Source organism: Rhizobium sp. Leaf453 (assembly GCF_001425605.1).
Classification (GTDB): Bacteria; Pseudomonadota; Alphaproteobacteria; order Rhizobiales; family Rhizobiaceae; genus Pararhizobium.
Map to the genome: position 1 here is coordinate 155,908 of NZ_LMRG01000005.1, position 24,650 is coordinate 180,557.

23 protein-coding genes are annotated in these 24,650 nt (G+C 56.7%); 15 read left to right on the forward strand and 8 right to left on the reverse strand.

The features are described 5' to 3' along the window. Nucleotides 1-11: 11 nt before the first annotated feature. A complete protein-coding gene (locus ASG68_RS08555) occupies nt 12-389 on the reverse strand; it encodes a type II toxin-antitoxin system VapC family toxin (protein ID WP_062609395.1) in 378 nt (125 codons plus the stop codon). After that, nucleotides 386-679: a type II toxin-antitoxin system Phd/YefM family antitoxin gene (locus tag ASG68_RS08560; protein ID WP_062609397.1), complete on the reverse strand. Its 294-nt coding sequence runs from the start codon at nt 677-679 to the stop codon at nt 386-388. The genes ASG68_RS08555 and ASG68_RS08560 overlap by 4 nt, the downstream gene beginning before the upstream one ends. Nucleotides 680-857: 178 nt before the next feature. Between ASG68_RS08560 and ASG68_RS08565 the strand changes: the two genes are divergently transcribed. Continuing rightward, on the forward strand, nt 858-1,997 hold the full coding sequence (locus ASG68_RS08565) for an RHE_PE00001 family protein (protein WP_062609399.1): 1,140 nt from the start codon (nt 858-860) through the stop codon (nt 1,995-1,997). A gap of 34 nt (nt 1,998-2,031) precedes the next feature. On the opposite strand, the gene ASG68_RS08570 is transcribed toward ASG68_RS08565, so the two are convergent. From ASG68_RS08570 to ASG68_RS08580, 3 genes are read right to left on the reverse strand one after another with little or no spacing between them, the layout of a single operon-like run. Beyond that, nucleotides 2,032-3,411, reverse strand: a complete 1,380-nt coding sequence (locus tag ASG68_RS08570; protein WP_062609400.1) for an exonuclease domain-containing protein — start codon at nt 3,409-3,411, stop codon at nt 2,032-2,034. 13 nt (nt 3,412-3,424) lie between these two features. After that, nucleotides 3,425-3,934, reverse strand: coding sequence for an ImmA/IrrE family metallo-endopeptidase (locus tag ASG68_RS08575; protein ID WP_062609402.1), 510 nt, complete (start codon nt 3,932-3,934; stop codon nt 3,425-3,427). 2 nt (nt 3,935-3,936) lie between these two features. Continuing rightward, nucleotides 3,937-4,263, reverse strand: a complete 327-nt coding sequence (locus ASG68_RS08580) for a helix-turn-helix transcriptional regulator (protein ID WP_062609404.1) — start codon at nt 4,261-4,263, stop codon at nt 3,937-3,939. 166 nt (nt 4,264-4,429) lie between these two features. On the opposite strand from ASG68_RS08580, the gene ASG68_RS08585 reads away from it, so the two are divergent. From ASG68_RS08585 to ASG68_RS08640, 12 genes are all read left to right on the forward strand, one after another. Beyond that, on the forward strand, nt 4,430-5,134 hold the full coding sequence (locus tag ASG68_RS08585; protein ID WP_082553974.1) for a multiubiquitin domain-containing protein: 705 nt from the start codon (nt 4,430-4,432) through the stop codon (nt 5,132-5,134). Continuing rightward, nucleotides 5,131-5,463, forward strand: a complete 333-nt coding sequence (locus ASG68_RS08590) for a hypothetical protein (protein ID WP_062609408.1) — start codon at nt 5,131-5,133, stop codon at nt 5,461-5,463. Before ASG68_RS08585 ends, ASG68_RS08590 begins: the two co-directional genes overlap by 4 nt. Beyond that, the gene (locus ASG68_RS08595; protein ID WP_062609409.1) at nt 5,460-5,969 is read left to right on the forward strand and encodes a hypothetical protein; all 510 of its coding nucleotides are present in this window, start codon (nt 5,460-5,462) and stop codon (nt 5,967-5,969) included. Before ASG68_RS08590 ends, ASG68_RS08595 begins: the two co-directional genes overlap by 4 nt. Further along, nucleotides 5,966-6,904 carry a HesA/MoeB/ThiF family protein gene (locus tag ASG68_RS08600; RefSeq protein WP_082553975.1) on the forward strand — a complete coding sequence of 313 codons (939 nt, stop codon included), beginning with the start codon at nt 5,966-5,968 and terminating at the stop codon, nt 6,902-6,904. Before ASG68_RS08595 ends, ASG68_RS08600 begins: the two co-directional genes overlap by 4 nt. 75 nt (nt 6,905-6,979) lie before the next feature. Then, nucleotides 6,980-8,212: an exonuclease SbcCD subunit D gene (locus ASG68_RS08605; RefSeq protein WP_062609412.1), complete on the forward strand. Its 1,233-nt coding sequence runs from the start codon at nt 6,980-6,982 to the stop codon at nt 8,210-8,212. A 2-nt stretch (nt 8,213-8,214) separates the two neighbouring features. After that, nucleotides 8,215-11,988: an AAA family ATPase gene (locus ASG68_RS08610; protein ID WP_062609414.1), complete on the forward strand. Its 3,774-nt coding sequence runs from the start codon at nt 8,215-8,217 to the stop codon at nt 11,986-11,988. Between the two features lie 578 nt (nt 11,989-12,566). Beyond that, nucleotides 12,567-13,802 (forward strand): HAD hydrolase-like protein, encoded by a 1,236-nt coding sequence (locus ASG68_RS08615; protein WP_062609416.1) that lies wholly within the window; start codon nt 12,567-12,569, stop codon nt 13,800-13,802. Further along, nucleotides 13,799-15,499 (forward strand): DNA-processing protein DprA, encoded by a 1,701-nt coding sequence (locus ASG68_RS30360; protein WP_082553976.1) that lies wholly within the window; start codon nt 13,799-13,801, stop codon nt 15,497-15,499. Before ASG68_RS08615 ends, ASG68_RS30360 begins: the two co-directional genes overlap by 4 nt. Nucleotides 15,500-15,541: 42 nt before the next feature. Beyond that, the gene (locus tag ASG68_RS08625) at nt 15,542-16,681 is read left to right on the forward strand and encodes a phosphoribosyltransferase (RefSeq protein WP_062609418.1); all 1,140 of its coding nucleotides are present in this window, start codon (nt 15,542-15,544) and stop codon (nt 16,679-16,681) included. A gap of 78 nt (nt 16,682-16,759) precedes the next feature. Continuing rightward, on the forward strand, nt 16,760-17,542 hold the full coding sequence (locus tag ASG68_RS08630; protein ID WP_162247271.1) for a S1 family peptidase: 783 nt from the start codon (nt 16,760-16,762) through the stop codon (nt 17,540-17,542). Nucleotides 17,543-17,682: 140 nt separating this feature from the next. Continuing rightward, entirely contained in the window at nt 17,683-18,882 is a 1,200-nt protein-coding gene (locus tag ASG68_RS08635) for a hypothetical protein (protein ID WP_062609421.1), read from the forward strand. Between the two features lie 194 nt (nt 18,883-19,076). Then, nucleotides 19,077-20,231, forward strand: coding sequence for a reverse transcriptase family protein (locus tag ASG68_RS08640; protein ID WP_062609423.1), 1,155 nt, complete (start codon nt 19,077-19,079; stop codon nt 20,229-20,231). Between the two features lie 567 nt (nt 20,232-20,798). Here the strand turns inward: ASG68_RS08640 and ASG68_RS08645 are convergent. Both ASG68_RS08645 and ASG68_RS08650 read right to left on the reverse strand, forming a co-directional pair. Continuing rightward, nucleotides 20,799-21,548, reverse strand: a complete 750-nt coding sequence (locus tag ASG68_RS08645) for a pirin family protein (protein ID WP_062609425.1) — start codon at nt 21,546-21,548, stop codon at nt 20,799-20,801. Between the two features lie 71 nt (nt 21,549-21,619). Beyond that, nucleotides 21,620-22,195, reverse strand: a complete 576-nt coding sequence (locus tag ASG68_RS08650) for an isochorismatase family protein (protein ID WP_062594212.1) — start codon at nt 22,193-22,195, stop codon at nt 21,620-21,622. A gap of 139 nt (nt 22,196-22,334) precedes the next feature. Between ASG68_RS08650 and ASG68_RS08655 the strand changes: the two genes are divergently transcribed. Continuing rightward, nucleotides 22,335-23,225 carry a LysR family transcriptional regulator gene (locus tag ASG68_RS08655; RefSeq protein ID WP_062609427.1) on the forward strand — a complete coding sequence of 297 codons (891 nt, stop codon included), beginning with the start codon at nt 22,335-22,337 and terminating at the stop codon, nt 23,223-23,225. Here the strand turns inward: ASG68_RS08655 and ASG68_RS08660 are convergent. Continuing rightward, on the reverse strand, nt 23,222-23,551 hold the full coding sequence (locus ASG68_RS08660; protein ID WP_062609429.1) for a winged helix-turn-helix transcriptional regulator: 330 nt from the start codon (nt 23,549-23,551) through the stop codon (nt 23,222-23,224). The genes ASG68_RS08655 and ASG68_RS08660 overlap by 4 nt on opposite strands. Before the next feature lie 106 nt (nt 23,552-23,657). Between ASG68_RS08660 and ASG68_RS08665 the strand changes: the two genes are divergently transcribed. After that, the gene (locus ASG68_RS08665) at nt 23,658-24,644 is read left to right on the forward strand and encodes an NADPH:quinone reductase (protein ID WP_062609435.1); all 987 of its coding nucleotides are present in this window, start codon (nt 23,658-23,660) and stop codon (nt 24,642-24,644) included. Nucleotides 24,645-24,650: the final 6 nt, after the last annotated feature.

Below are 24,650 nucleotides of genomic sequence, written 5' to 3' on the forward strand. Positions count from 1 at the left end.
GTCGGTCCGCCTCACCAGGTACGTTCATGCAGGATCTTATCGAACACAAGATCGTTTGAGACGAAGGTGCAGTGTTCAAGTCGGGCCTGAGCTGCCAATATCCGGTCCCAAGGATCGCGATGGTCCCAGTCGAATGCGGCGGCCAATTCGGCATGCAGGTCTGAGATCGCAAGGGTCTGAAGTCCGCTGGCCGTGACAGCTGCTCGCAGCTCTTGCGGTTTGAGGTCAAGCTTGTTCAGCCGCATCTTATTGTCCAGCTCATAGAACGACACTGCGCTGACGAGGACACTGTTGGCCTTGTCCTCTATCAACGTTCGCGCTCTCGTGGACAGCCGATCACTGCCGATGGTCCACCAGTAAATTGCATGGCTGTCGAGTAGGATCCTCATTTCGTGCTGTGTCTGTCGCTGGGTTTGCCTTGCCAGATGCCGGTGTTGTCATTCCAATCGCCAGCGTCGATCGCGGCCTGTTCAGTGTCGGTCGTGTCGAACAGGTCGTCGGGCAAGCCGCGCTGGCGCAGGAGGCCGAAAGGGCGTTTGCCGCCGTCGGCCGCAGGGCCGATACGGGCATAAATCTCGTTGCCGCGCATAATGACGATTTCCTCGCCCTGGTTAGCACGTTCGAGGACTTCTGCGAAATTTTTGCGGGCTTCGCTGATCTTGTAGCTGGTTTGTGGCATCGCCGGCTCCGAACTTTGGTCGTGAGCGCACTATATCACAATTGCAGGTCCGTACAAGATGTTTGTACGCATGACATCCGATAAGCAATACTTATCGATGGTTAGGGCTCAAACCCTCAAACGTACCATGTGAAGAACTGTAATATTCATATAGAGTTCCTATAAGAAATCATTTACCATGATTTCAATGGCTTACGATCTCGCAAAAATCAGCATGACAGCCCTGATGCGGCCGGCTTTCGACGCTGGTACCGCCCTCACGCGCCTGGACGAGCGTATCGCCCGTTCACCGGTTGGCGCAGGCTGTATCGAACGCAGCCATTTTGCCGACGCCTGCGCGTCGCTGTGGATCGATGGCGAACTCGTCCACCTGGAAGACCTCGTCCTCCATGACGCCACCCGCGATATTCGCACACCCACCCATGAGCTGACAATCGCCCGCGACGTGCTGCGCACCCGCCGACGCGTCGCGGCCCAGTCACCGGACTGGGCGCTGTCCGCCGCCGGCATCCGCTCGCTGCGGAAAACCTCGGAGATCGGGTCGGGCGGCGGGGACGAGGCGACGACGGCCGGAGTTGTTCGGCCGGCGGTGGCGATCGATGCGGAAGGGGAGGGGGAAGATGTCGACGACATCGAAAATCTTCCCGGCATCGACTACGCCGCCATCGATGCCGTGCTCGCCCGATCGGATGCGACGATCGCAAACGCGACAAGTCCCGGCCGCGGCGGCGGGGCCGAAAAAGATCCGATGATCTATGATCTCGACTGGGACGAGGATTCAAGGCTCGACGAATGGCGCGGCGTGCTGCGGCAGGCAGAAAATCTGCCGGCGGTGCTGCAGGCGATCGTCACCCTTGATGCTTGGAACGAACTCTCCGTCCTTCAGCACGCGCCCTGGCTCGGCCGGCTGCTGGCCGCGTCGATCTTGCGCCAGGCCGGCGTTACCACCGGTGCCCATGTCGCTGCCGTCAATGCTGGCCTCAGAACCATCCCGGTGGATCGGCGCCGCCATCGCGATCGCGAGACTCGGCTGCTTGCCATCGCCCATGGCCTTGTTGCAGCCGCTGAGATTGGCTTGAAAGAGCGTGACCGGCTGACGCTTGCGAAGACAATGATGGACCGAAAGCTGGACGGACGCCGGACGTCTTCAAAACTGCCGGAACTGGTCGAGCTGGTGATGGCGAAACCGCTCGTGTCGGCCGGGATGGTGGCCAAGACGCTGGATGTGACGCCGCAGGCGGCGCGGCGGATTGTTTTGGAGCTGGGCTTGCGTGAGATGACGGGCAGGGGGAGGTTTCGGGCGTGGGGGGTGGTCTAAATATCCGACAGGGCAACCAAGCTGGGGCAGACTCTTAAGGGAACCGTGTCGAAAGATAGATACTTAGGCCATCCAAGATGCGCCGCCCCTTTTCAGAGCATCCGGCCGAAAGAGCCTGGATTTCTGCCAAAAGTTTCGGTGCAGTTGTCCAAGGTGCATCAGCGATTGAACCATCAAGGCGTTTTTCCACTTCATGCGTCAATGCAGATCGTCGTTGTGGGTCAAGTACATGTGGCGCCTCCTGTAGTATCAAGCGTTGCGCTAGACGTTTGACACGAGGATCAGAGAACTTCGCGATGAAGCTTAGGCGCTCTGACCAATCCGTTCGATGAAACCCGGAAAAAAGGTCAGAGTCACCATTGGGAATAAAGCGATCATAGATCTGCTCTTCCACATGTTCCGAAGCTGGCCATACCCGTTGATTCGATTGAATTGCGGCCGCCAATCTGTCTAAAAACTCTTCATCGGCGCGTACGCTGTTTGCTAGACGCTCTATAACTTGAGCTGGCATGGGGAGGAGATTTTGAGTTTCCAACTCCCAGACCTGCGCCATCGCAGGAGAGGCATTAGCTCGTAGAGCTCGAACGGGCCCACCTTTGTGGCTAATAGCGAGGCACAGCTCGTCTACGGACATCTCCTGTAGCGCAGGGATGTCTGCTGTGAGATCGAGGCAGTAGTGTAAATTCGTATCGGTAGGATGACTGGCTACGAATGTGACGCAAGCAAAGTCACTTTCAGCTCGCTCGCCTAATAGTGCAAATGCCTCTTCTTCTCGTATGAATTCGATTACGTTTGCTTTGTGTGCAAACCTTGAGAAGCTCGACCAAGCATCGGGAGCACGGTTCCGTATCATTCGGCACAACTCCAATGTAGTTTGCGCATCGGAGAGAGCGTCGTGGCCATGTTCGATGTGCAGGCCATTCGCTTGAGCAATATCAGTCAGTCGAAAAGAGCGATGCCCGTTTATATTTGGGATCGTCATTGCCTCCGGCGCGAGCAGTGCAACGGCGCGTGCCAGTCTCAATACGTCGCCGCGGTTGTTTTTTATGTTGGTGACGTAGATAGGGTGTTGAAGGTTTTGGTAGAAAGCTTGGCGGAGTAGCTCTTCGTCAAATTTGATCGAGTTGAACCCCAGAATCATGGCTGGGGTCCACCGCACGAATGCGGCATGGACTTCTTGAACCACACTATGAATCGACGGCAATTTAGGATCGGTGATTTCTTCAATCGAACGACCAGTAACGAGCAGGGCAGCGGCCGAAGGCAAGATGCTAGGCGATAAGCGCGCTCTCATGTGCAACGGTGGGTCTACCGGCTCTAGCTCGTCGTTGGTGTGTATCGCAGCAAACTGCAGAATCTGGTCAAACCGTTTGTGAAGCCCACTCGTTTCCAAGTCGTAGATCACAAACCCCACGTGTCCTGTCCTTTTACAGTTGTTGAAGGCGGTATTGTAAGGCTACAGAGCTGACCTTGAATTTCTTGGCGACCATGGCGATTGCCTCCTCATCCTCTAGGTCAAAGTTCTTACCACCGAGCGCTTCAATCAGGACCGCTTTGGGCATAAGTAGCTCGGCAGCGAAGTTATTTGCTTCGATCTCGACATCGTCGGTGCCTTGCGAGGCAAGCGTATCGCGTCTGAGAACTCCCTTGTCGACGTGAACCTTTGACGCGAGCCGCTCTTCGTGAAGCATGAAGTGAGCGAGTTCGTGAGCAATAGTGAACCTTTGACGCGTTATATTATGCAACGCGTTCACGCCGATGATTTTTTTCCCATCTTTGATAAACGCCATTCCAGATAAGTCGCCGTCGAAGGGGGCATATTGAACAGTTATGCCAAGGCTTCGAACAATCCGATCTAAAGGAACCGGTGCGCTCCGAACATTGAATTGTGCCAAGATCTCCGAAGCGCGTTCGCGAGCTGATAGCTTATCAGCCATGACTAACGCGACCCAAGTGTGCGGACGAAATGCTCCAGCTGCGCGCGCTCGCGGTCATTGACATCGCTTCCCTCAAATTGAACGGGTTCTGAATTTTCTGCGAACTGGAACGACGCTGGTACCAGATCTGTAATCGAATTGATTTCGAGGGCGTTGGCAAGTTTGAAAACCTGGTGAAGGAGGACCTTTTGCCGTCCGGTTTCAATATTCGCCAAAGAAGCTCGCGTTAGATCAATCCGCCCAGCAACATCTGCTTGGGTGAGTCCCAGTTCGTTTCGACGTTTGGCAATAGCCAAGCCGAGGATTCTATAAATTTCCATGTCGGACATGTGAACAAAACAACAACTGTTCGCAACAAATGTCAATAGCATGCACATAAGATGTGAGTGTCACAAACATTACCAAAAATTAATGTTGACCGTGTAGACACGCCGCCGATTCTGTTGTTCCATATTGAGGCGAGCAAAGACGCTCGATCAGCGAAAGGACAAAGAGATGCGGATCTCTGACGCAGCAGGTGAGGCCCAAGCTATGGCCAAGAAAAAGCATTACGAAATCGAATGGAGCGACGAGACCTTCTCGTTTCAGAAGGCGCGTATCTCAGATGCGAAGGTTGTCGGCGCTCAGATTGCTGAGATCGCCAACGCCTACCCGGTCGAAGATTTCGCCATTCTCCGTCATCTGAAGAGTGGTGACCTCGAAACCATCCGGCCAACGGAGCTGGTGGACCTGGAAGATCCGGGCATTGTGCGCTTTTTCGTCGTGAAGGGGCCGAGCAACAACCGGTTCTCCGTTGAAGGGCGTGCCATGGAATGGCCGCAGGCTCTGCTGGCGGCAAAGCACATCAAGTTCTTGGCTTACGCTCAAGACGATCAGATCTTGGTGCTCGACACCGATGATGGTGAGGTCGAATTTGAAGACGATGCTTTGGTTGATCTCTCGCCGCCCACCGTCGAGCGATTCAAGCTTCGGAAAATGAAGAAGACGGTGACTGTCTACTACAAAGAAACAGCGTACGAAATCGAGCGCCGCAAGTGGACCACCGAAGAATTGCTGGCGGCCTTCTCTGTCCCGGCTGGTTACAAACTCGACCAGATCAGCGGGGACGGCGAATTCCACGAGCTGAAGCCTGGCGAACTGGTCAAGGTTCGCGATGGCATGGAATTTTCCTCTCACCCGCCCGTAGGACAGTCGTCATGAGCACGCCAACTGTTGAAATGCAAAAGATGCGCAAGATCTGCCCGAAAGCGGAGCTTTGGCAGGAGGGCGGCCAGCCGGCCGTCTTTCTGCCAGGTCTCAAAGTCAAGCATGCGGGCACGACAGTCCCTGTTGATGCCATCTTAATGCCCGGTTATCATAGCGGCTATGCCACCCGCCTGTTCCTAAAGAAGCCTTTTCCGAGCCGTGGGCAGAACTGGACCACTCACACAGTGGCAGGAACGACATGGCATGCGATGTCCTGGAACGGTGTTGACGCCTCTTTGGGCTGGGAAGAAATCCTCGCTGCTCACCTGGGGCCACTGCAATGAATGTCTGTTTGAAAATTGGTGGGGATCTTCTCGATGCAGTTCGAGCGGACCTCCACCGTCCCCACTCGTTCGCTCACGAGCGCGTTGGCTTTCTTCTTGCAGCGGCGGCCTCAGATGGGCAGGGCGGGATTATGCTGCTTGTTCGGGGATATCAAACGGTGGCAGATGATGACTACGAACGGCACCCGAGCGTGGGTGCGCAGATAGGCTCAAATGCGATGCGGAAGGCTGCCCAGGCAAGCTACCGGCCGCCGAGCGCCATTCTGCATGTACACACGCATGGCGGCCGCGGTCGCCCTGGCTTCAGCCGGGTCGATCTGGACAGTGCAGCTTCCTTCGTTCCCGGTTTTGCCGAGACGGCTCCACGCATGCCGCACGGCCTCCTCGTCCTGAGCAACGATTCCGTTCACGGGTTGCTTTGGGCGGGGCCAGATCGTCCCGCTTTTCCGATTAATTCCTTCAAGCGCATATCTGCTCCGATCCGAGCAGACTGGAGCGACAAATGAGCTGGCTTGATCGACAGAGTTTTCTTGGGCCGGACAGTGACCAGGTTCTTCAGGATCTGACAGTCGGCCTTGTCGGCCTTGGTGGTGGCAATTCGCACGTCGTTCAGCAACTGGCGCATTTGGGTGTGGGCGGCTTTGTTCTCGTCGATGACGACGTCATCTCCGAAACCAATCTCAACCGTTTGGTGGGCGGCACGTTGGAGGATGTTCTTGAGGCTCGTCCGAAGACCGAGATAGCGAAACGCGTGGTTCTCAGTGTCAACCCCGAAGCTCGGATCGCTTGCCATCAGGCAAAATGGCAGGAAGTTGCAGAACATCTGCGGGCTTGCGACATCATCATCGGTGGCGTCGACCGTATCATCGCGAAAAGTGAGCTCGAAGCGTTTTGCCGACGGTTCTTGACTCCCTACATCGATATGGGAATGGATGTGCATCGACTCGGTGATGCAGATGAGTTCCTGGTTGCCGGCCAGGTTGTGCTATCTTCTCCGAGCACGCCTTGCCTGCGCTGCCTTGGGGTGGTGACGGATAGCGCCCTTACCGAAGAAGCAGGTCAATATGGCGATGCGGGCGGAAAGCCCCAGGTCGTCTGGCCCAATGGAATCCTCGCCTCTACTGCGGTTGGCTTGCTCGTACAGCTTTTTACTCCTTGGCACGGGAGGCCTGTCCGATCGGCGTATTACGCGTATGACGCAAATCAGGGCACGATGACCGTTTCCGAACGCCTCGGCCGGAGGGCGTCAAAAGACTGCCCGCATTTCCCACCTGATGAGGTTGGCGATCCTAGGTTCGACATCAGGGAAGTCGTAACGCGCGCTGAGACGCCAATCGAAAGAGGAACCATAGACACGGTTCCCTTGGCAGAACCTAAACATCGGCTTACCGCACTTCTCGCCATGGTCCTAGACCTGCTTCCATTTAAAGTACGAAGATGATGCGCCGGCAGAATTCTTCCCAGGTTGCATGCTTCGGCAGAAATATCCGATGCTATGCTTGTAGTAGGAGGGGCAATGATTCGTATCTTACACACGGCGGATTGGCATATCGGGCAAACTCTTCGTGGCTTCTCGCGGGATCATGAGCATCGTAAGGTTTTCGAGCGGCTCGAAAAAATCGTTGTGGAGCGGGATGTCGACGCCCTCGTCATAGCCGGCGATATATTCGACAGTCAAAATCCTTCCGGGGAGGCGCAACAACTCTTCTATAGCACGCTCGTGCGGTTAAGCCGAGCGAATCCGCGCATGTCTATGGTGATAGCCGCCGGCAACCATGATGCGGCTGGTCGGTTGGAAGCGCCGCGGCCGCTGTTAGAGGCGTTTAACATCCGCGTCGTGGGCAATGTTCGGCGGCGTGAAGGGCGGGTCGAGGCCGCTCGTCATCTCGTTCCCATCAATGACGCAAGCGGTGCGGTGGCTGCCCATGTGCTTGCAGTCTCCTATCCAACCGCAGCGTGCCTTCCGAATTTGACGCGGCTGGAGGCTGAGGCAGGATCGCCCATCGTTGCGGGCGTGCGAAGCCTTTATGCCGAATTGGTCGATACGTTACGGGGCCCGATGGATGGTCTACCATTCGTCCTAACGGGACATCTCCATGTCGCGGGTGGAATCGAGTCAGAAGGAGCGGAGCGCCGAATTCTGGTCGGTGGTCAGCATGCCGTGCCGCATGACGTATTCCCAGCGGAAGCGAGCTACGTGGCGCTTGGCCACTTGCATAAGGCTCAAGCTATCGGTCGTGAGACTGTCCGCTACTCAGGTTCGCTGATCCCTTTGTCGGCGACGGAGGTGCCCTACACGCATGGCGTCACTCTTGTGAGGCTCGACGGTACAACGGTTCTATCAGAACAAATCTCGATTGATCGGCCAGTTCCCTTCATCCGCCTTCCTGAGGCGGGCGATATGCGTTTGAGTGAGCTCGGCGATCATCTGACCGCAATCGACCTCACATGGGATCTACCGATCCATGAACGGCCATTCGTCCAGGTGAGGCTTGCCCGCGAGGGGCTATCACCAGGGTTCAGAGAAGAGGTCGACCGCATCGCCGAGAGCTTTCCGGTCCGTATCGTCGATACTCGGGTCGCAGCAATGCCCAGGGAGTTAAATGACGTGACCCTCGCTGATCCTATGATCAGGCTGGCAGAAAAAGATCCTGAGGATCTGTTTAAGCTCGCATTTGAACGCACATTCGGGGTAGCCCCGGATGCCGCGCATCTGGATGTTTTCCACCGGGCACAGGCGGAGGGATAGTCATGCGGATATTGGCTATCCGCGGCGAGAATCTAGCAAGTCTTGCCGCGCCTTTCGAAATCGATCTTGCCACAGAGCCTCTTGCAGGTTCCGGTCTCTTTGCCATCACCGGCGAGACCGGTGCTGGGAAATCGACCATCCTCGATGCGCTATGTCTCGCGCTCTATGGCGAATATCCGCGCGTCTCCGTTGGTCGGCGCGAGAATGCGCCCGATCCCAGCGGGGAGCCGATTTCGATTCATGATGGCCGGGCGATCCTGCGCCGAGGTGCCGGCGGCGGCTATGCCGAGGTGGATTTCGTCGGGCAGGATGGCGAACGCTACCGCGTCCGCTGGGACGCCAATCGGGCGCGGGGGCGAGCGAATGGGCGTCTTCAGAATGAGCAGCGCGCGCTCTATCGACTTGACGACGGCAGTGCGGTGGCGACCGGCAAGACCCAAGTCCGCGAGGCGGTCGAGACGAGAACTGACCTCACATTCGATCAGTTCCGTCGAACGGTGCTCCTGGCGCAGGGCGAGTTCGATGCATTCCTTCTAGCCGCAGAGAGCGAGCGTGCGGAACTGCTCGAGAAGATCACAGGCACCGAAATCTACGCAGCGATCTCGATCCGCGTCCATGATGGCACCGACGCACGACGAAGAATCGTTGAGCAATTGGAGCAGCGTCGAAATGACATCGGACTTCTTGATGACGAAGCCAGGCAGACGCTGCTCGAGGAGCAACGCCAGCTTGCTTCGACCATTGCTCAAAAAGGTGCTGAGCGGGAACAACACAGCGCGCGATTGGATCATTTGAAGCGCGTCGCTGCTGCTCGCGGCGATCTCGCACGGGCTGAGGCCCAGGCGGTCGCAGCGCGTGCCGCACGCGAAGCAGCCGCCAATGAGTATAAATCTCTTGCCGAGTTCGAGCTCGTCGAGCCGCTTCGTCCGCTAGCGGGTGATGCACAAAATGCACGACGGACAGCAGCGGAGGCCAAGACCCGTCTCGACGGCTTGCTTATCGCGCGCGAGGAGGCGCGGACGCTAGATGCAGCGTCGGCAACGCAACTGGCGGACGCTGTAGCCGCCAACGTAGCGGCAGAGGACGTCCTCAAGAACTTCGGTCCCCTTTGGAGCGAAGCCGAGAGGCTCGACGCCGAGCTTACGACAGCTCGGACGGAGTTTAATGATGCGGTGGAAAAATCGCAGCAAGCGGAAGCTACACTGGGCGACAAGGCCAATGCGCTGGCCACGATTGATCAGGCTCTCGGTCAGACATCAGACTCGTACCGCACGACCGCGGCCCAATTAAGCAATCAATCGGATCGCGTTCTTCTTGCTGATCGTCTTGGCGATGCGATGGATTTGTTGGCGAAGCGGGGAGCGCTCCAGCAGGAACACGCCACAGCCACGGTGGCGGCCATCGGAGCGGAAGAAACAGCGACGCAATTGCAAAGTGAAATAACCACCCTGTTGGAAAGGCTCACCGAGGATCGTGAGCGAAAGAATGGCCTAAGTCGTGGAATCGCTGATCGCAGAGCCGGTCTTGCCGGCATCGACGAGGCGACGCTCCACGAACGAGACATCGATCTGCAGCGCGCGCTCGAGGCTCTGCGCGAAGCAAGTACCGTCTGCGACCGGCATACTCGAGCATCGGCAGATCTAACAAGGCGAGAGTCGGAACACACGCTCGCGGCGCAAGAGGTAAGCACGGCGAAAAGCCAAATTGTTGAAGCGGAAGCAGACCAGCTCCGCGAACGGACCGCACGTGCGGAAATTGTTCCAATCGCAGAGCTCGCCGACGAGGCTGTCTCGTCTGAGGCCATTCATCTGCGCAGCCTGCTGGCCCCAAATTTGGCCTGTCCGGTGTGCGGCAGCACCGACCATCCGCATCTTGCGCATCCCAGCGCGCTGAATGAAATTGCTGCTAGGCTTCGCCGCCGACGCGAAGAACTCGACGCCGCGTTGACCGCGACGGGCCAGCGTTTGGACGCTGCAACGCGCGCGCTGTCCGCTGGAGAAGGTCGCCAGACGGAGACAAACCGCGGAATCGATGTGGCGCGCGGACAAATTCTGGCTGCCAACGGCGCTTACGGCGAACAGTTGTCGTCCTTGAACGATCTCTGCAGGAAGGCTGGGATCAACGAGGGTGTACCTCCCGTTCTCGATGACCAGGCTGCGTCGAGACTGGCGGCTCATATTTCAGTCGCGATCGCAGAGCGATCAGCCATTTCTTATCCGCTCGCAGACGCGCGCCGTCTTCGGACTGAGATTGATAGTTTGCAAAGGGAGTATGACGCGCTCGGCGAGGCGACTGAGACGACTGCACGGTCCTTGGACCAAAGGCGTTCCGATTTTCACGCTGCGCAATTGAAGGCGACTGAATACACTGTCCAGGCGGCGGGCCTCGCTGAGCGCCTCATTTCCATTCGCCGTGAAATCACACCGTTTCTTGCTGCAGCAGGTATGGCGGTTGACGACCTCGAGGTCGATCCCACTGATGTTGGCGTTACGCTGTCAACAATTGCGACAGAGTATGCCGCCCTGCGCGAACAGGTTAGCCAACTCGAAATGACGCTCCAGCGTCTGGCGCCCGAACGTGCAGCGGCGGCCGCCTCGCTCGAGCACGCGCAGGCGCAGGTTACGGCGAATGCACTTCTTCTCGATCAACGTCGCATGGCCGAGAGAGAGAAGGCGGGCGCCAGAGCTGAACTTCTCGATGGCGAGGCGACAGCAAGCCACCGGACTCGGATCAATGAGGCTTGCCGGACCACCCGTGAGGTGCTCGCGCTCGCGCGCGAGACGAAATCCGCCACCGATGCAGCGTTCCAGGCCGCCGGCGCTCGTTGCGACGAGGCCGCCGCTGGATTGGAGACCGCCAAACGCCGCAGTGCTTTAGTCGAAGAGGCATTCAACGCTGCGTGCCTGGATATTGCTCGCTCGTCAGACCAGGTTGCCGCGCTGCTCGCAGCTGACCCAGCTTTGAGCAGAGCGTTGCGGGTCCGCATTCAGGGGATCGACCGAGGCGTGAACGATGCCGCCACCGCAGTGCTTACGCGCCAGAATGACTTACACCGGGCGTTGGAAGGTTTCGACGAGACCACCGATGCAGAGGCGTTGGCCGCAGTCGTCGCGGCGTTGGCAACAGAAATCGGAGACTTGCAACAACGGACAGGTGTGCTTGCTGCTACGGTCGCGCGAGACGACGAGGCACGCCGCGCCGCCGCAACCCTATCTGCGGAAATTGACGCCGCGAAAGCGGAACTCGCAATATGGCAAGCAGTCGACGATGCTGTCGGCTCGGCCAGCGGTGATCGTTTCCGTCGCTTTGTGCAGAGCATCACACTCGACCACATGGTGCAATTGGCGAATGATCACCTCCACGCATTGACCCCCCGCTATAGGTTGGCGCGGGGGGCAGCGTCCGATCTCACGCTGCACATCATTGATCGCGACATGGGCGACGAGGTCCGCGGGACCCGAAGCCTATCGGGCGGTGAACGTTTCCTCGTCTCCCTTTCTCTGGCGCTGGCATTGTCGGGTCTGGAAGGACGATCATCTTTTGTCGACACGCTGTTCATCGATGAAGGCTTTGGATCGCTCGATGCGGAGACGCTCGACTTAGCAGTGGACGCATTGGAGACCTTACAGGGAAGGGGTCAGAAAGTTGGCGTCATCACGCACGTTGCTGCCATGATCGAGCGGATCGCCGTGCAGGTTCGTGTTGAAAAGCGCGGCGGTGGGAGATCCGAAGTTACGGTTTCTGATGGGTCTCAGTCAATCTGGATGACATTATAGGGTTGGCAAGGTTCGTTCAGGTGAGTTGTAACCCGACCTACCGGCACAGAGTCCTTGTAGAAGATATGCGACGGAGTCGCCTATAGATCCGCGGGCTTGGTATCGCATAATCCATTGGTACCGAAACTACCATTCCTTCATTCGCGCTGACAAAGAAGTCGTGTTGGTCTGGAAGGATGGACGCAGCGAGCCAAGCCGAGCATCGCGCTTTCCCGGCGTCGTTGATCCGACGAGAATATTGAGCTCGGAGGAAAGGTTGAGGCGCAAAGCGGCACTGGGAGCATAGCAGCGATAGCCTGCGGCATAGATCTCAGAATTGGCAACTGAAGCCCCGAATATTCCCAGGACGTGTAGTAGCAATTAGCAGACCGGGAAATTCTCGGCCACGTTGATCGCAAGCTGGTCGCTTGTTGACTCTGCTCAACCCGAAACAAGCAATACTGAGGGTGTTTGCTCAAGGCTGGATACTCGCACGCTTTGGTTGATTGTTCCTGAGCTTTTCGATTTATTGGATCCGCTGCTCCTGCTATCAGCGGGGAGGCGAGGGCGCTGTTAAATACATGCGGTGAGGAGGGGATATGTTCAAGCTTTGCTTGTTCGATTTAGATGATACGTTAATTCGTACCGATGATTTAAAAGCGGTTAGGGAGGCTTGTAAAAACAATGAAGACCAGAAAAACTTATCGAAGTTAATTTCTGCCATAAAGGCAGATGAAGATCGTCACTTGTACGATTTGTCCACCGTGAAAAAAATCCGGTCTGACTTCCCTGAGCTTAAACTTGGTGTGTTTACTCGGTCTCCTCGAAGTTATGCAAAAGTCGTACTAGATTGGGCGTATCCTAAATTCGAATGGGATATTGTTGTTGCATACGAGGACGTGAAATGGACGAAACCTCGAGGCGACGGCATCGTTAAGGCGATCCAAGAGTTCGGCGTAAAATACCTTACCGAGGTCGTTTTGGTTGGCGACAATGATGTCGATGTAAGATCGGCGTATAATTGCGGCTGTCTAGTCGTCGTTGACAAAGGGGGATGGCCGTACAAGTGGGGAAATGAACACTGGGGCGCCTTGCAGCGGGTCCCAGATGCTTTGATTGGTTCCCCTTCCGAGGTTTCGACTGTCCTCTCAGATCCACATTCTTTTCTCCCCGACCTTGAGCGGCTCATGGAAGGCGCGACGGGCAGTTCGCGCTTCGACAAAATTAATCACTTCATTCCGAAGGCGATCGGAGGTGACTCTACCGCCTACCCCATCCATGTCGCCGGGAGATATTTCTCCAACTACAAGTCGATACATCAGCGGCGGAAATGGCATTCTCTAACGGACTCGATCGAGAAGAATAAGAACTCTGATAACTTTCCTGAGGAATGGATCAAAACGCTCAGGAACTTCATAAACGGCGAGTTTCCCGCCTATTTTGGTACCAAGCACGTCGTGGTCACCGTGATACCGCATCGGCCAGGCAGGAAGCCGCGGCTCGAGAATCTTTTGACTCAACTGCAGCAGTCGATCGTCGACGAACCCATAAAAAATCGCTCAATCGTTTGCGAGCCAGATCTGCTTTCGTTTAAAGGCGGCGTGAAGTCCCAACACAACGACCATTTGAACGGGAACGAGCGATTTGAGAATGTGAGGGATCATCTATTTGTCCAGTTTCCACAAAAGGTGGCTGGTGGGACCTCATATTTGGTTCTCGACGATGTTACGACAACTGGCGCATCGCTAATCTACGCTTCGAAGTACCTGAAGACCGCTGGTGCCGGTATTATAAAATGCCTATCATTGGCCAAGAACATAGGCACCGTTTTATGAGTTTGATTTCACCTGCGACAAAGTTTCTGCTCTCGTTGTCAATGCTGAAAGGCGTTGGGCCAGCTGCCCTGAAAAAGGCCTCGCTAGTACCGAACTTTTTCGAGATGGAAATCGAAGATCTTGCAAGCGAAGTCTTCCAAATAGCGAAGTCATTGTCTAGCGGAGGCGACTGGCAGAATGCGCAGAATGATGCCGCCAGACAGATTGATCAGGCTGAGCGCCATCTTGCGCGGATCATATCACCCATAGACGACGAGTATCCACGCTTGCTTGCTGCGACGAGAGACGATCCCTTTATCCTTTATGTGAAGGGATCGCTCGGGAAGACGCCTGAACATTCGGTCGCTATCATCGGAACTCGCGAACCGACTATGCATGGAGAAGTGGTCGCTCGTCGAATCACGCAATTTTTCGCCGAGCAAGGATGGAGCATAGTCAGCGGACTCGCCATAGGATGCGATGCGATTGCGCATCAATCAGCCCTTGAATCGGGAGCACATACTGTAGCCGTCATGGCGCATGGACTTCAAATGATCGCTCCGGCTCGACACAAGAACCTCGCCCAGGACATCGTGGCTTCCGGCGGCGCCCTGGTCAGCGAATATCCCTTTGGCCAGAACGTTCAGAATCAACAATATGTAAAACGAGACAGAACTCAGGCTGGAATGGCCCGCGGTGTCGTCATGGTACAATCGGATCTCAAAGGAGGTAGCCTTCATGCCTCCCGCGCCGCGCTGGACTATGGGCGGTGGCTGGCGGTCCCTTACCCGACAGACAAAGATCGTGAGAGCGGCGAAGCTAAAGTCCAAGCAAATCTTCTAATGGCCGACGGTGCTGATTCCGACCGCGCGAGCTTGCTTCGCTGCCCGAAAGATTCGCTTCGGCAATTGATTATTCTACGCAGTAAAACAGACTATCTCCGCATGCTCAATCCGACACCGAATGACGAGGCAGCAGATGTTGCGGGCGATGTCGAAGCCCAAACGAAAGAGCTGCAGTTTTCGTTTGACGACAGACCTCACGAAAGGAATCAACAGCCGACTATCGCAGATGAAAGCGGACATGTTGCTGAGGGGCAAGCCATCCCGCAACGCCCCGACATTCTGCAGGATGCATCCATCGCTCCGACTGAGGCGGGCCGCTTGATACTCACCAGAGATGGCTTCAAGAATTTGAAGATATTTCAATATCGGGCGCTCGTCGGTGAAAGTCTTAAGGCCAGAAGTTCCGTTGCGGACGCGCGAGTGATGGTTGTTGCCGCACGTCTACAGTATCTTCAGTTGCTGCTCGACGATTTGAGGGACACGTTATCCGGTAAGAACATTCATAGAGAACGGGGCAACGATCTTTTCCTGGGTTTTTTTTTAGAGAACTTCCTCGTTCAGATGAAGAGGACGGTGGAAATTGCGGTGTCAGTGGGACGCGGCTCACATGGCGGAAGTCAAGCGGGGTTAAGTGAACCATCGCAGCGTCCACCGAAGAAATCGGTAAAACCGAAACCTGAAGAATTTCTTCGTGAAACGCTTGCAAAATTTGAAGAGAGCATTCTCAGGACCATTGATGTGCCAGCTCGTAACCTGCACGCGGTTTCCTCTGATGCCGACGCGGATAAGGAAGTTGAGAATGGTCTTTATCTCGATGATTTAGTCCTATCCTTCAATCAAGTGATTGCAAAACAACTGCCGGCTGACCTGTAGTCCAGCAGTTCACTTCAAAACACGAAAAAAAAGTGAGAAAGAATGCTGATCTTGATGACGTCGCCTGACGCGTTGCTGCACAATGGAATTCCACGCCCTCAGCTGGTGTCTGTTTTGGCAAGTGCATCCGCTGATGGAAACCCGGTCGGTATCATCTCCAACCACGGCGAGCCGGCTTGGTTCGAAGGGGCCTTCGGAGGGTCGGATGTCCAGTTTTTGCAAAGTCGTGGGCGGCAGTCTGGTGATATCGTATCCCAAAATGCCGCCAAATTCGGCCTCAACCCATCTGACGTTCTGGTTCTCGCTTCAAAAGATGAAGACGTGCAAATGGGGAAGAATGGCCACGCTGTGCTCATCGCTGCAGGTTGGTCTGGAGATAGACAGGTCGAAGCGCTTGGTATTCGCATCGAAAGTGCGGCTCAATTTCAAGAAATCGTGGAGCTGATAGCCGGCTGGTCGGGGCAGTGGTGGTTCTCTGGTGAGGCGCCGCGCTACCACGTCCGTGCTCTGTCTGATCTTTCCGGTTATGGGAAGTCGGTATCGCAACAGGATTTCGCCCAACGCCTGACCAATACCGTCAAAAACGGCGGCAGTCGCCTCAATGCACTTTTAGCGGTCACCGCTCGCTCGTTGCTCATGGAGGGCGCCGACTCGGTAGACGGGTTGGTGTGGGGCGTTTATCCCTCCTCAAAAAGCGACAATGACGATACGGACACTCTTTGCGACTTTACGCATCGGCTGCGCACGACCGTTTCTAGAGTTCGATTTTCGAAACGGGGAGAGCCGCTGTTCATACGGCACACAGCGTCACCCAAGCGGTCGTCAGGGGGTGGGGGCGACCGTACAGATCCCACAGGCCAGATACTGACAATCCATCTCAACCCATTTTACAAAAAAAGCAGTCGTTTGGTTGGAAAGAACGTCGTGGTCATTGATGATTGCACCACCTATGGCGTCTCCTTCGGCGTAGCTGCGGCTTTCCTGAGAAAAGCGGGAGCGGCATCGGTTATTGGAATCGCTCTTGGCAAGTTCGGCAATCAGCTCCGCCACTACGAAATCGATATCCTGACGGACCCATATTCTCCTGTCTCGGCTGGCGGCTTTTCCGTCGCGTCGTCCGGGTTAATGTCCGGAAGTACGAATACGATAAGTCAGCAGGTCTTGAGGTCGCTAATCCAGTGATAGGCTGAGCCCGAGCGCTGCACTCGCGCCAAAGTAAACTGACAGCTGAAAACGGGGGTAGTTTTGCCGGACGATAGTTTGAAGGAGCTTCCCCATCCATGGGGGAGGCGAATTGATCTGCACGCACTTTTCCGAAAGTACAGCGAGTGCATCGTCCGCGTGCAGGTCAAGCAGGAGAATGGCGATTGCGCCAATGGAACGGCGTTCCACATCGGCGGCGGCGCATTTGCCACCGCTGCACATGTCGTGCGGGGAAACTCCCACGTGAGCCTCTATGCGGGAAACACCACTTGGCAACCGGACGATGGGGCTGTTGTGACGGGTGTGCTGTATCACCCGGACCAAAGCGTGGATGTCGCGATTTTGCTGTCAGATCTCTGGAGAGACGCGACGGTCGTTCAGGGCCAACAATCAATACCTGATGATGAGCGGCCACGCTATATCGACGTCCCTGAGATGTGGGGAGAGTGGATAGAGGATAGCCTTGTCCTGACCCGCGGGATTATCTGCGGATACCCAAAAGTCCCGAGATCTGATGGGGCCCATAAGATTGCTGTCTCGGCTGAAATCAGTGCTGACATTCAGCGATACGACATTCCCAATGTTCACTTCATCGTATCGTCGACAGCGCGTGGGGGATTCAGTGGCGCTCCGTTCATCAGTGAATTTGACATGTTGCTCGGTATTGTCACGGAAGCCCTGTCTGACGATAGCCTCGAGAGCCCTTACATGGCAGTAATAGCGATTGAGGCGATTTACGAAATATTCAACGACAATGAGGGCGCTCTTAAAGGACGAATGGAACACTATTTGGCATCATGGTCGCAACCGCAAAACGATATTGCTGGACGTCTGAGATAGAAGCGGTCCCACAGCGAAAGCGCAAGTTTTGCGAGCTGCCTACCTGTAGACGTTAACGTTTTTAGAAGAGGTCACCTGCAATTCCCCCTCCGCCGACATTAAGCCAAACTGTCACCGGTAAAGCATGGGTGGCGCAATTTATGCCTGCCGACCAAGTCGCAGCGGCAGAAATGCTTGATGCGATGCTGTTGCTGAACGAGGAGCAGGTTGCCACGTCAATCCGGACGGCGCTTGATCGGATCGCAGAAGGACCGCGTCATCGAAAGAAGCGTATAGCTCTTTACGCCGAGCGTGAGTTCGCCGAGGCTGCGATTTTTCCGAGCGTCACTATCGCTGATAAGAAAGGAAAGTTGCGTCGACGTGCGATCGGTCGGGGCGGGCCGTCAGCCGTGAAGCCAACGCGTGGGCGCGCTAGGGTCGGCAGTGAGGGGCTTGTCGCCTTTCTTGCTTCACAGCAGAAGGACGCTTGGCCCAAGTTATTCATGAACCATCCCGGCCCTGATCTTATGCGCGGTAAAACCGCACCCGCTGGCGAAGTTATCATCCTTACCGATTTCATCGGATCTGGCAGCCGCGTTAGAACCATGCTCGACAAATTCTGGGCTGTGCCCTCGGTTCGATCGTGGGTTTCGAGAAAACTGTTGAAATTCCGGGTCGTCGCAGCAGCGGCAACCCCTTCGGGGCTAACTAAAGTCCGAATCCACCGTCTCCGACCAGAGGTGATAAGTCAGTGGATCGCTCCCGTTGTGGATTGGACATATTCCCGTTCTAACTATTTCACTTGGTGTCGATTGATGGACAACTACGGCCCAGTGTCGGGACGGGGTGCTGGGCGTCGCGGTTATGGTAATCAAGGAGCGCTTATCGCTTTCAGCTATCGTATCCCTAACAACACTCCTGCGATCCTCCATCAAAGTGAGGGGACTTGGCGCGCACTCTATGACGGTCCAATTCCCCCTGCTCTTAATAGTCTATTCGGCGTTCGACAGATGGCGGATATCATCAGCGGAGCGGCGTCAGACAACGGTATCGAACTACCGCCATCGCTCACGCCGGAAGAGCGTCAAATGGTTGTCGTGCTGAGTTTGCTCAAGGGGCGATGGCATGGGGGTTCACAGATTGCACTTGCCGCGAGAAGTGGAATCGCCGTCCCAGACCTTATGGACGCCCTACGCAAAGCTCTTGCGCAGGCACTCATTTCGCAATCAGGCCGGCTTACGGATAAAGGGTATGCGTTTCTAATCGCGGGAGGGGTTCCCGAACGAAAAAGGCCAACCGTTGAAACGAATCCCGAACCGTACTACCCTGAAGCTCTGAGGGTACCAAGAGGTAGCATCTAGCTACTGCCACCCGCAAGGGTGGCCAGGATGATGGGTACGAACTTATCGTCATGGGGAATAGGGTTTCTTATTGCCACTGAAAGAGCACAAGAATGCAGGTCCACGCAGGATCATCCATCATTGCCCTTTGGGCAACCTCCTCGGAGGCTCGGTTTGATGGACGATCCTGCGCCGCCAGGGCCGCGCTAAAGTAGATGGCTCACCGTTGGGACCCTCAGACCTTCATTGGCGGGGCCAGAGTTGCTGGCCGAGATGAGCTCACCATTGAAGCTTGCAAAGCGGCCGCGGCGGCGGTCAAACGGATACATCCCGACCTGCCCGTCATATTTACCCTAAATCATTTTGCTCATCTTGTAGACGTTGATGCTGACTTTTTGGCTGAAGTGGCTCACCGCAAGATCGACGCCTATCGAGTGTTCCGTGTCAAGAAACGCGGTGTGGCGAACTTAGTATCAGCTCCATCAAGACGATATCGAACCATCTGTGTACCAGAGCCTCGATTAATGAGGGCGCAGCGCTGGATTGCTCAGAATATTCTTCAAGTCACGCCTTCGCACCGAGCGAGCTTTGCATTCACTAAATACCGAGATCTTAGGGGCGCCGCCACGTCACACGCGAATGCCAAGTGGCTTGTGAAAATGGACGTTCGTCAGTTCTTCGAGTCTATATCTGAGGCGGCTGTTTATCGGGTCTTTAGGGCGTTTGGTTATGGCGCGCTCTTGTCATTCCAGATGGCACGCATTTGCACGCGACTGGCCGATCATCATCATCGTGACAACCGTGATCGTCTCGGCCGCGGAGGGCGTGGGCCTTATCGTGCGCAGCCGGTTGGACATTTGCCGCAGGGTGCCCCCTCTAGTCCCATGTTAGCAAACCGTGCAGTCGAAGCCCTTGACCGCAAGGTCGAGCGCATCGCGAATAAATCGGGATGGACCTATACGCGTTACGCAGACGATTTAGCATTTTCGCGATCTGATGACGCAAGGCGTAGCGATGCGATGAAGCTCGTAAAGTTGGTCGAAATGTCGCTAATGTCGAACGGGCTTGTAGTGCATCGGCAAAAAACAAGCATCACGGCTCCAGGGGGGCGGAAAATCCTTCTCGGAATGCTGATCGACAGAGGAGAGCCGAAACTTCCAAAGTCGTTTCGGAATAATATTGAGACGCACCTATACGCACTTTCGCATGCCAATATAGGTGCGGAGAAACATCGCGCTACGCGTGGGTTCGCATCCTTGATAGGAATGCGTCGTCATATCATGGGGTTGATCGCTCATGCCCATCAGGTCGACAAAACGTATGCCGCAAAGCTGTACGCGCAGGTGAATTTGGTGGACTGGGACCGGTAGTAGTTAGCTGTTTGCCCTGAAAAATTCTCGACATATCATTACGCCGCGGCTTGAAAAAGCAAGTTAAGATCAAATCTTGCCCCCACAACCAATTCCTACGCTACCGTATCCAGCTATAGGCCAAAACACGATCCTGTACACCTGGGCACTGCGATCAAGCACTAATCGATCTGTCCATTGATCTCTCAGCCCTAGCCGAACGCGATACGGAGTTTAAGCTGCCGGCAGGAGGCGGCGACGAATTCGGCCATGGCGGCGGGTCGGATCAGCGCGACACGCCGAAGCCGTGTTTGGCACTAGCCCCGATCTGATCTTGCAGCCGGGATCAGCCGCTCAGATCGGGGCTGGTAGGTGGACCGTGTGGCGACCAGTCGGACATTTCAACTTGGCAAACTGGCGGACATTTCAATCCTGCCGCCACAGATTGCCCGTGTTTCGAGAAAATTGTAATCTATCATACACTTAGCGAGATGGTACTCCGTGTCGGCGGTTCGAGTCCCTTCAAGGCAAGGAGAAACAGGATGATGTTCTCTCCACGCCGATATTCATCAATGCGTCATTTCCAGTTTATCCGATGCGTTTCTGGTTCCCGCTGAACATGCCGCCACGAAATACCTCGGGTTCAGGATCGAACACGAACAGAACGACATCTGAACCCGCCCTGGCAGTGAGCTGATGATCCAGCGAGCGCGAGAACGCGCTCTCGCCGGTTGCGATCATGACATCGCCAAAATCTATCGCCCCGTCGAAGACATAGAGCAGAAATGCCGTCCGGGGATCGGCCGCGGCGGGCAGGCTCAGCTGGGTACCATTCGTGATGCGCGCATCGAACACGCGGACATCGGATCGCACGGTCAGCGGCGCCTCCTGGGGCCCGGCAATCAATCGCCACTCGTTGTCACTGTTCGCGTCAACGAAATCACGAAACTGCACCATCGGCTCAAGATCGGGAGCGTTGGGCCGCAGGAAGATTTGCAGCGCTCGAACCGGGCTGTTCCCGAGCATCAGCTCTTCGTGCTGGAAGGTATGGCCGGCATTCATCATCATGAAGTGCGTCTTGTCGAGCTTCTTCTCGTTTCCGACCGTATCGCGGTGAAGCATCTCGCCGCCGCGGATGTAGGTCAGGATCTCGTCGTCCTTGTGCGGGTGCATGCCAATGAGGTGACCGGGTTGCACCTGGGCGCGATCGATCCTGCCGATCGGACCGATCCCGCTATCATCGGCCGTTAGGGTGAGACCCGGATACAGGATTTCGACGCCGAAGCCTTGGCTTATGTTCCCGCGCATCCGGCCTGCCGAGATTTTGGTGATCGTCATTGGAGTTTTTCCTTCCATCTCGGGCGCGGGCGATTGTCGCCCGCGCCGATGAACTCAATATCGTTCCGACATCAGTGATAGTTCAGGATGCCGACCAGCTTCTGGCCAAGCGGGCTTGTCCAGTCGACGGCAAGCTCGGAGATGATCTGGTCGACGGTGGTGATGATGGCTCCGGCCTTTTCCATGCGGCGCAGAGCCAGGTCGTCGCCGTACTTGGTGTAGGAGGCGGAAGCGTCCGCCGAGACCTGCACCTCGTAGCCTTCGTCGAGCATCTGCAGGACCGGGAAGGTGACGCAGATTTCCGTCGTCACGCCGGCGACAAACAGCTTCTTGCGGCCGGTCGCCTTGACCGCCTGGTTGAAGCCGTCATGGTGCATTGCGTTGACAATACCGGGGCGCTTGATCCGGGCGTCAAAGGCCTCGGGCAGGATTTCCTTGAGTTCTGGCAGCAGCGGCCCCTGGATCTGGTCTTCCATGCTGGATGTCAGGATGGTCGGGATGTTGGCGGCCTTGGCGATGCGGGCGAGCTTCAGCGCGTTCTGCTTGACCAGGTTGATATCGTGCGAGTGGGTCCAGGCCATCGTGCCGATCTGATGGTCGATCAGCAGCATTGCGGAATTTTCGGGGGTGAATACTTGGCTGTGCATTGTCGTGTTCCTTTTTTTGTCGGCGGCGGGTTGGTGAAGTTCGTTTCGATCCGCTCGATGACTGGAATTTAGCGTTGCGATGAATGGCACGGTAGCTCTATGGTTTGCCACTCTGTAGAACGGAAAATGGAACGCAAGAATGATCAGCTTCGAGGACATGCAGATCTTCGTTGAGGTCGCAGACGGCGGCGGGATTACCGTTGCGGCACGGCGTCTGGGGCTACCGAAATCGATCGTCAGCCGGCGGCTCGTCCGCCTCGAGAGCGAGCTCGGCGTTCAGCTTCTGGCGCGGACGACCAGAGGGGCATCACTCACAGAAGCCGGTGTTTCCTTCCGCGAGCATGCTGCCCGCATGTGCCTGGAAATGGACGTCGCTCGCGAAGAAATGCTGCCGACCGGAGAGCTGCGGGGACGATTGCGCGTGGCGGTTCCTTCGTCCTTCGGTCCCGGACACTTCGCGCCGGCGCTGGCCGAGCTTGCCCGCCTCCATCCGCTCCTGCAGCTCCACGCGCACTACAGCGACCGGTACGTTGATCTGGTCGCGGAAGGGTTCGATTGCGGGATACGGGTCGGTTATCTGCAGGACTCGAACCTGACGGCGCGCAAGATCGGCGCCTTTGCGGCGGGGCTGTTCGCCAATCCGGACTACCTGAGTGCCCACGGCGTCCCGAAGAAGCCCTCGGACCTGCTCGAACATCAGGCCATCCTTCAAGGGACCGAAAGCTGGAAGGTGTCGGACGGCAGTAGGACGGTTGTCGTCAACGGGCAGGGAAGGTTCAAGGCAGACAGCGCCGTGGGCATCGCCGAAGGGACGGCGGCCGGGCTGGGCGTTGCGGCCCTTCCTGTCGTGATCGCGCAAAGCTACGTGACAGCGGGCACGCTCGTGCCGATCATGGCGGAATACAGTCTGCCGGAGATCGGCGTTTACATCGTGCGGCCGCCGGGATCGCACGTCTCGCGGAAGGTCAGGGTGCTGATCGATTTCTTTGTAGAGCGCTTCTCGGCGAGCGCCAGACGAGACGCGACCTAGCGCTGCGCCTCGCTCCTCCGCTCCTGAAACGCGACGCCCCAGTCTCGCATGGCGATCAACACAGGCGCGAGTGTCTGGCCGAACGGTGTAAGCGAATACTCCACGCGCGGCGGGACTTCAGCGAAGACTTCGCGGGCGACAATCCCGTCGGCCTCAAGCTCCCGGAGCTGCATCGTCAACGATCGCTGGCTCGGATCGCCGACCAGGCGACGCAGTTCCCCGAACCGGCGCGGCCCGTCCAACAGCCGGTAGATGATCATCGGCTTCCACTTGCCGCCCGTCACATCGACGGTGGTCTCGACGGGACACTTCTGGCGGAGGCTCATCCTGGTCTCCAATGGTGTACTTTCTATCCCTATAGGCAGAACTGTTGCCTACTTGCAAGATCGCCTGTGGCGCGCGTAGTTGGAACGAGTTGATTGGAGGTGTGTCATGCGCGCTGCGTTTTACGAGAAACAAGGAGCTGCGAGAGAGGTGCTTGTTGTCGGTGACCTGCCCTATCCACAGCCGGGCGCCGGTGAGGTCCGGGTGAGGGTGATCGCCTCGGGTATCAATCCTTCCGACATCAAGACGAGAACCGGCTTCGGCGGCAAGGCCATGCCATTCCCACGGATCGTGCCACATCAGGACGGCGCGGGCGTGATTGATGCCGTCGGCGCGGGCATTCGCGAGACGCGCATCGGCGAGAGGGTCTGGATCTACATGGCGCAATGGGGCCGTGCGTTCGGGACTGCGGCGGAATACGTTGTCGTACCTTCCGTGCAGGCCGTCACGCTTGCCGACAACGTGTCCTTTGAGATCGGAGCATCGCTCGGCGTTCCGGCGATGACGGCGCATCGCTGCCTGTTCGCCGATGGAGACCTGCGCGGCAAGCGGGTTCTGGTGCAGGGTGGTGCCGGCGCGGTCGGCAATGCGGCGATCCTGCTTGCAAAATGGGCAGGCGCGTGGGTGGCGGCGACAGTCAGCCGCGAGGAGCAGGCGGAGGTCGCGCGAGTGGCTGGAGCCGATCGTGTCATCAACAGGCGCCAGGAGGACGTCCCGCAGGCCATACGATCGGCGACGGGCGGCCGTGGTGTCGATCGTATCGTGGATGTCGATATCTCCGCCAACATCGAAGTGGCGCTCGCCTGTCTCGCTCGCGACGGCGTCGTCTCGGCCTATTCGACGGAATCACCGGAGGCTAAGCTCACAATCCCGTTCTTCCCGGCGCTGCTTGGAGGCTTCTCATTCCGTTTCGTCTACGTGTACACCATGCCGGAAGCGGCGATGCGTCAGGCAACCGAGGAGATTTCAGCCTGCGCCGCGTCGGGGGCATACGTTCCGCAGATTGCGAAAACATATGCCCTTGATGCAGTGGCCGATGCGCACGAGTTCCAGGAGAGCGGCAAGGCTGTCGGCAAGATGCTGGTCCGCTTGTGAAGCGCG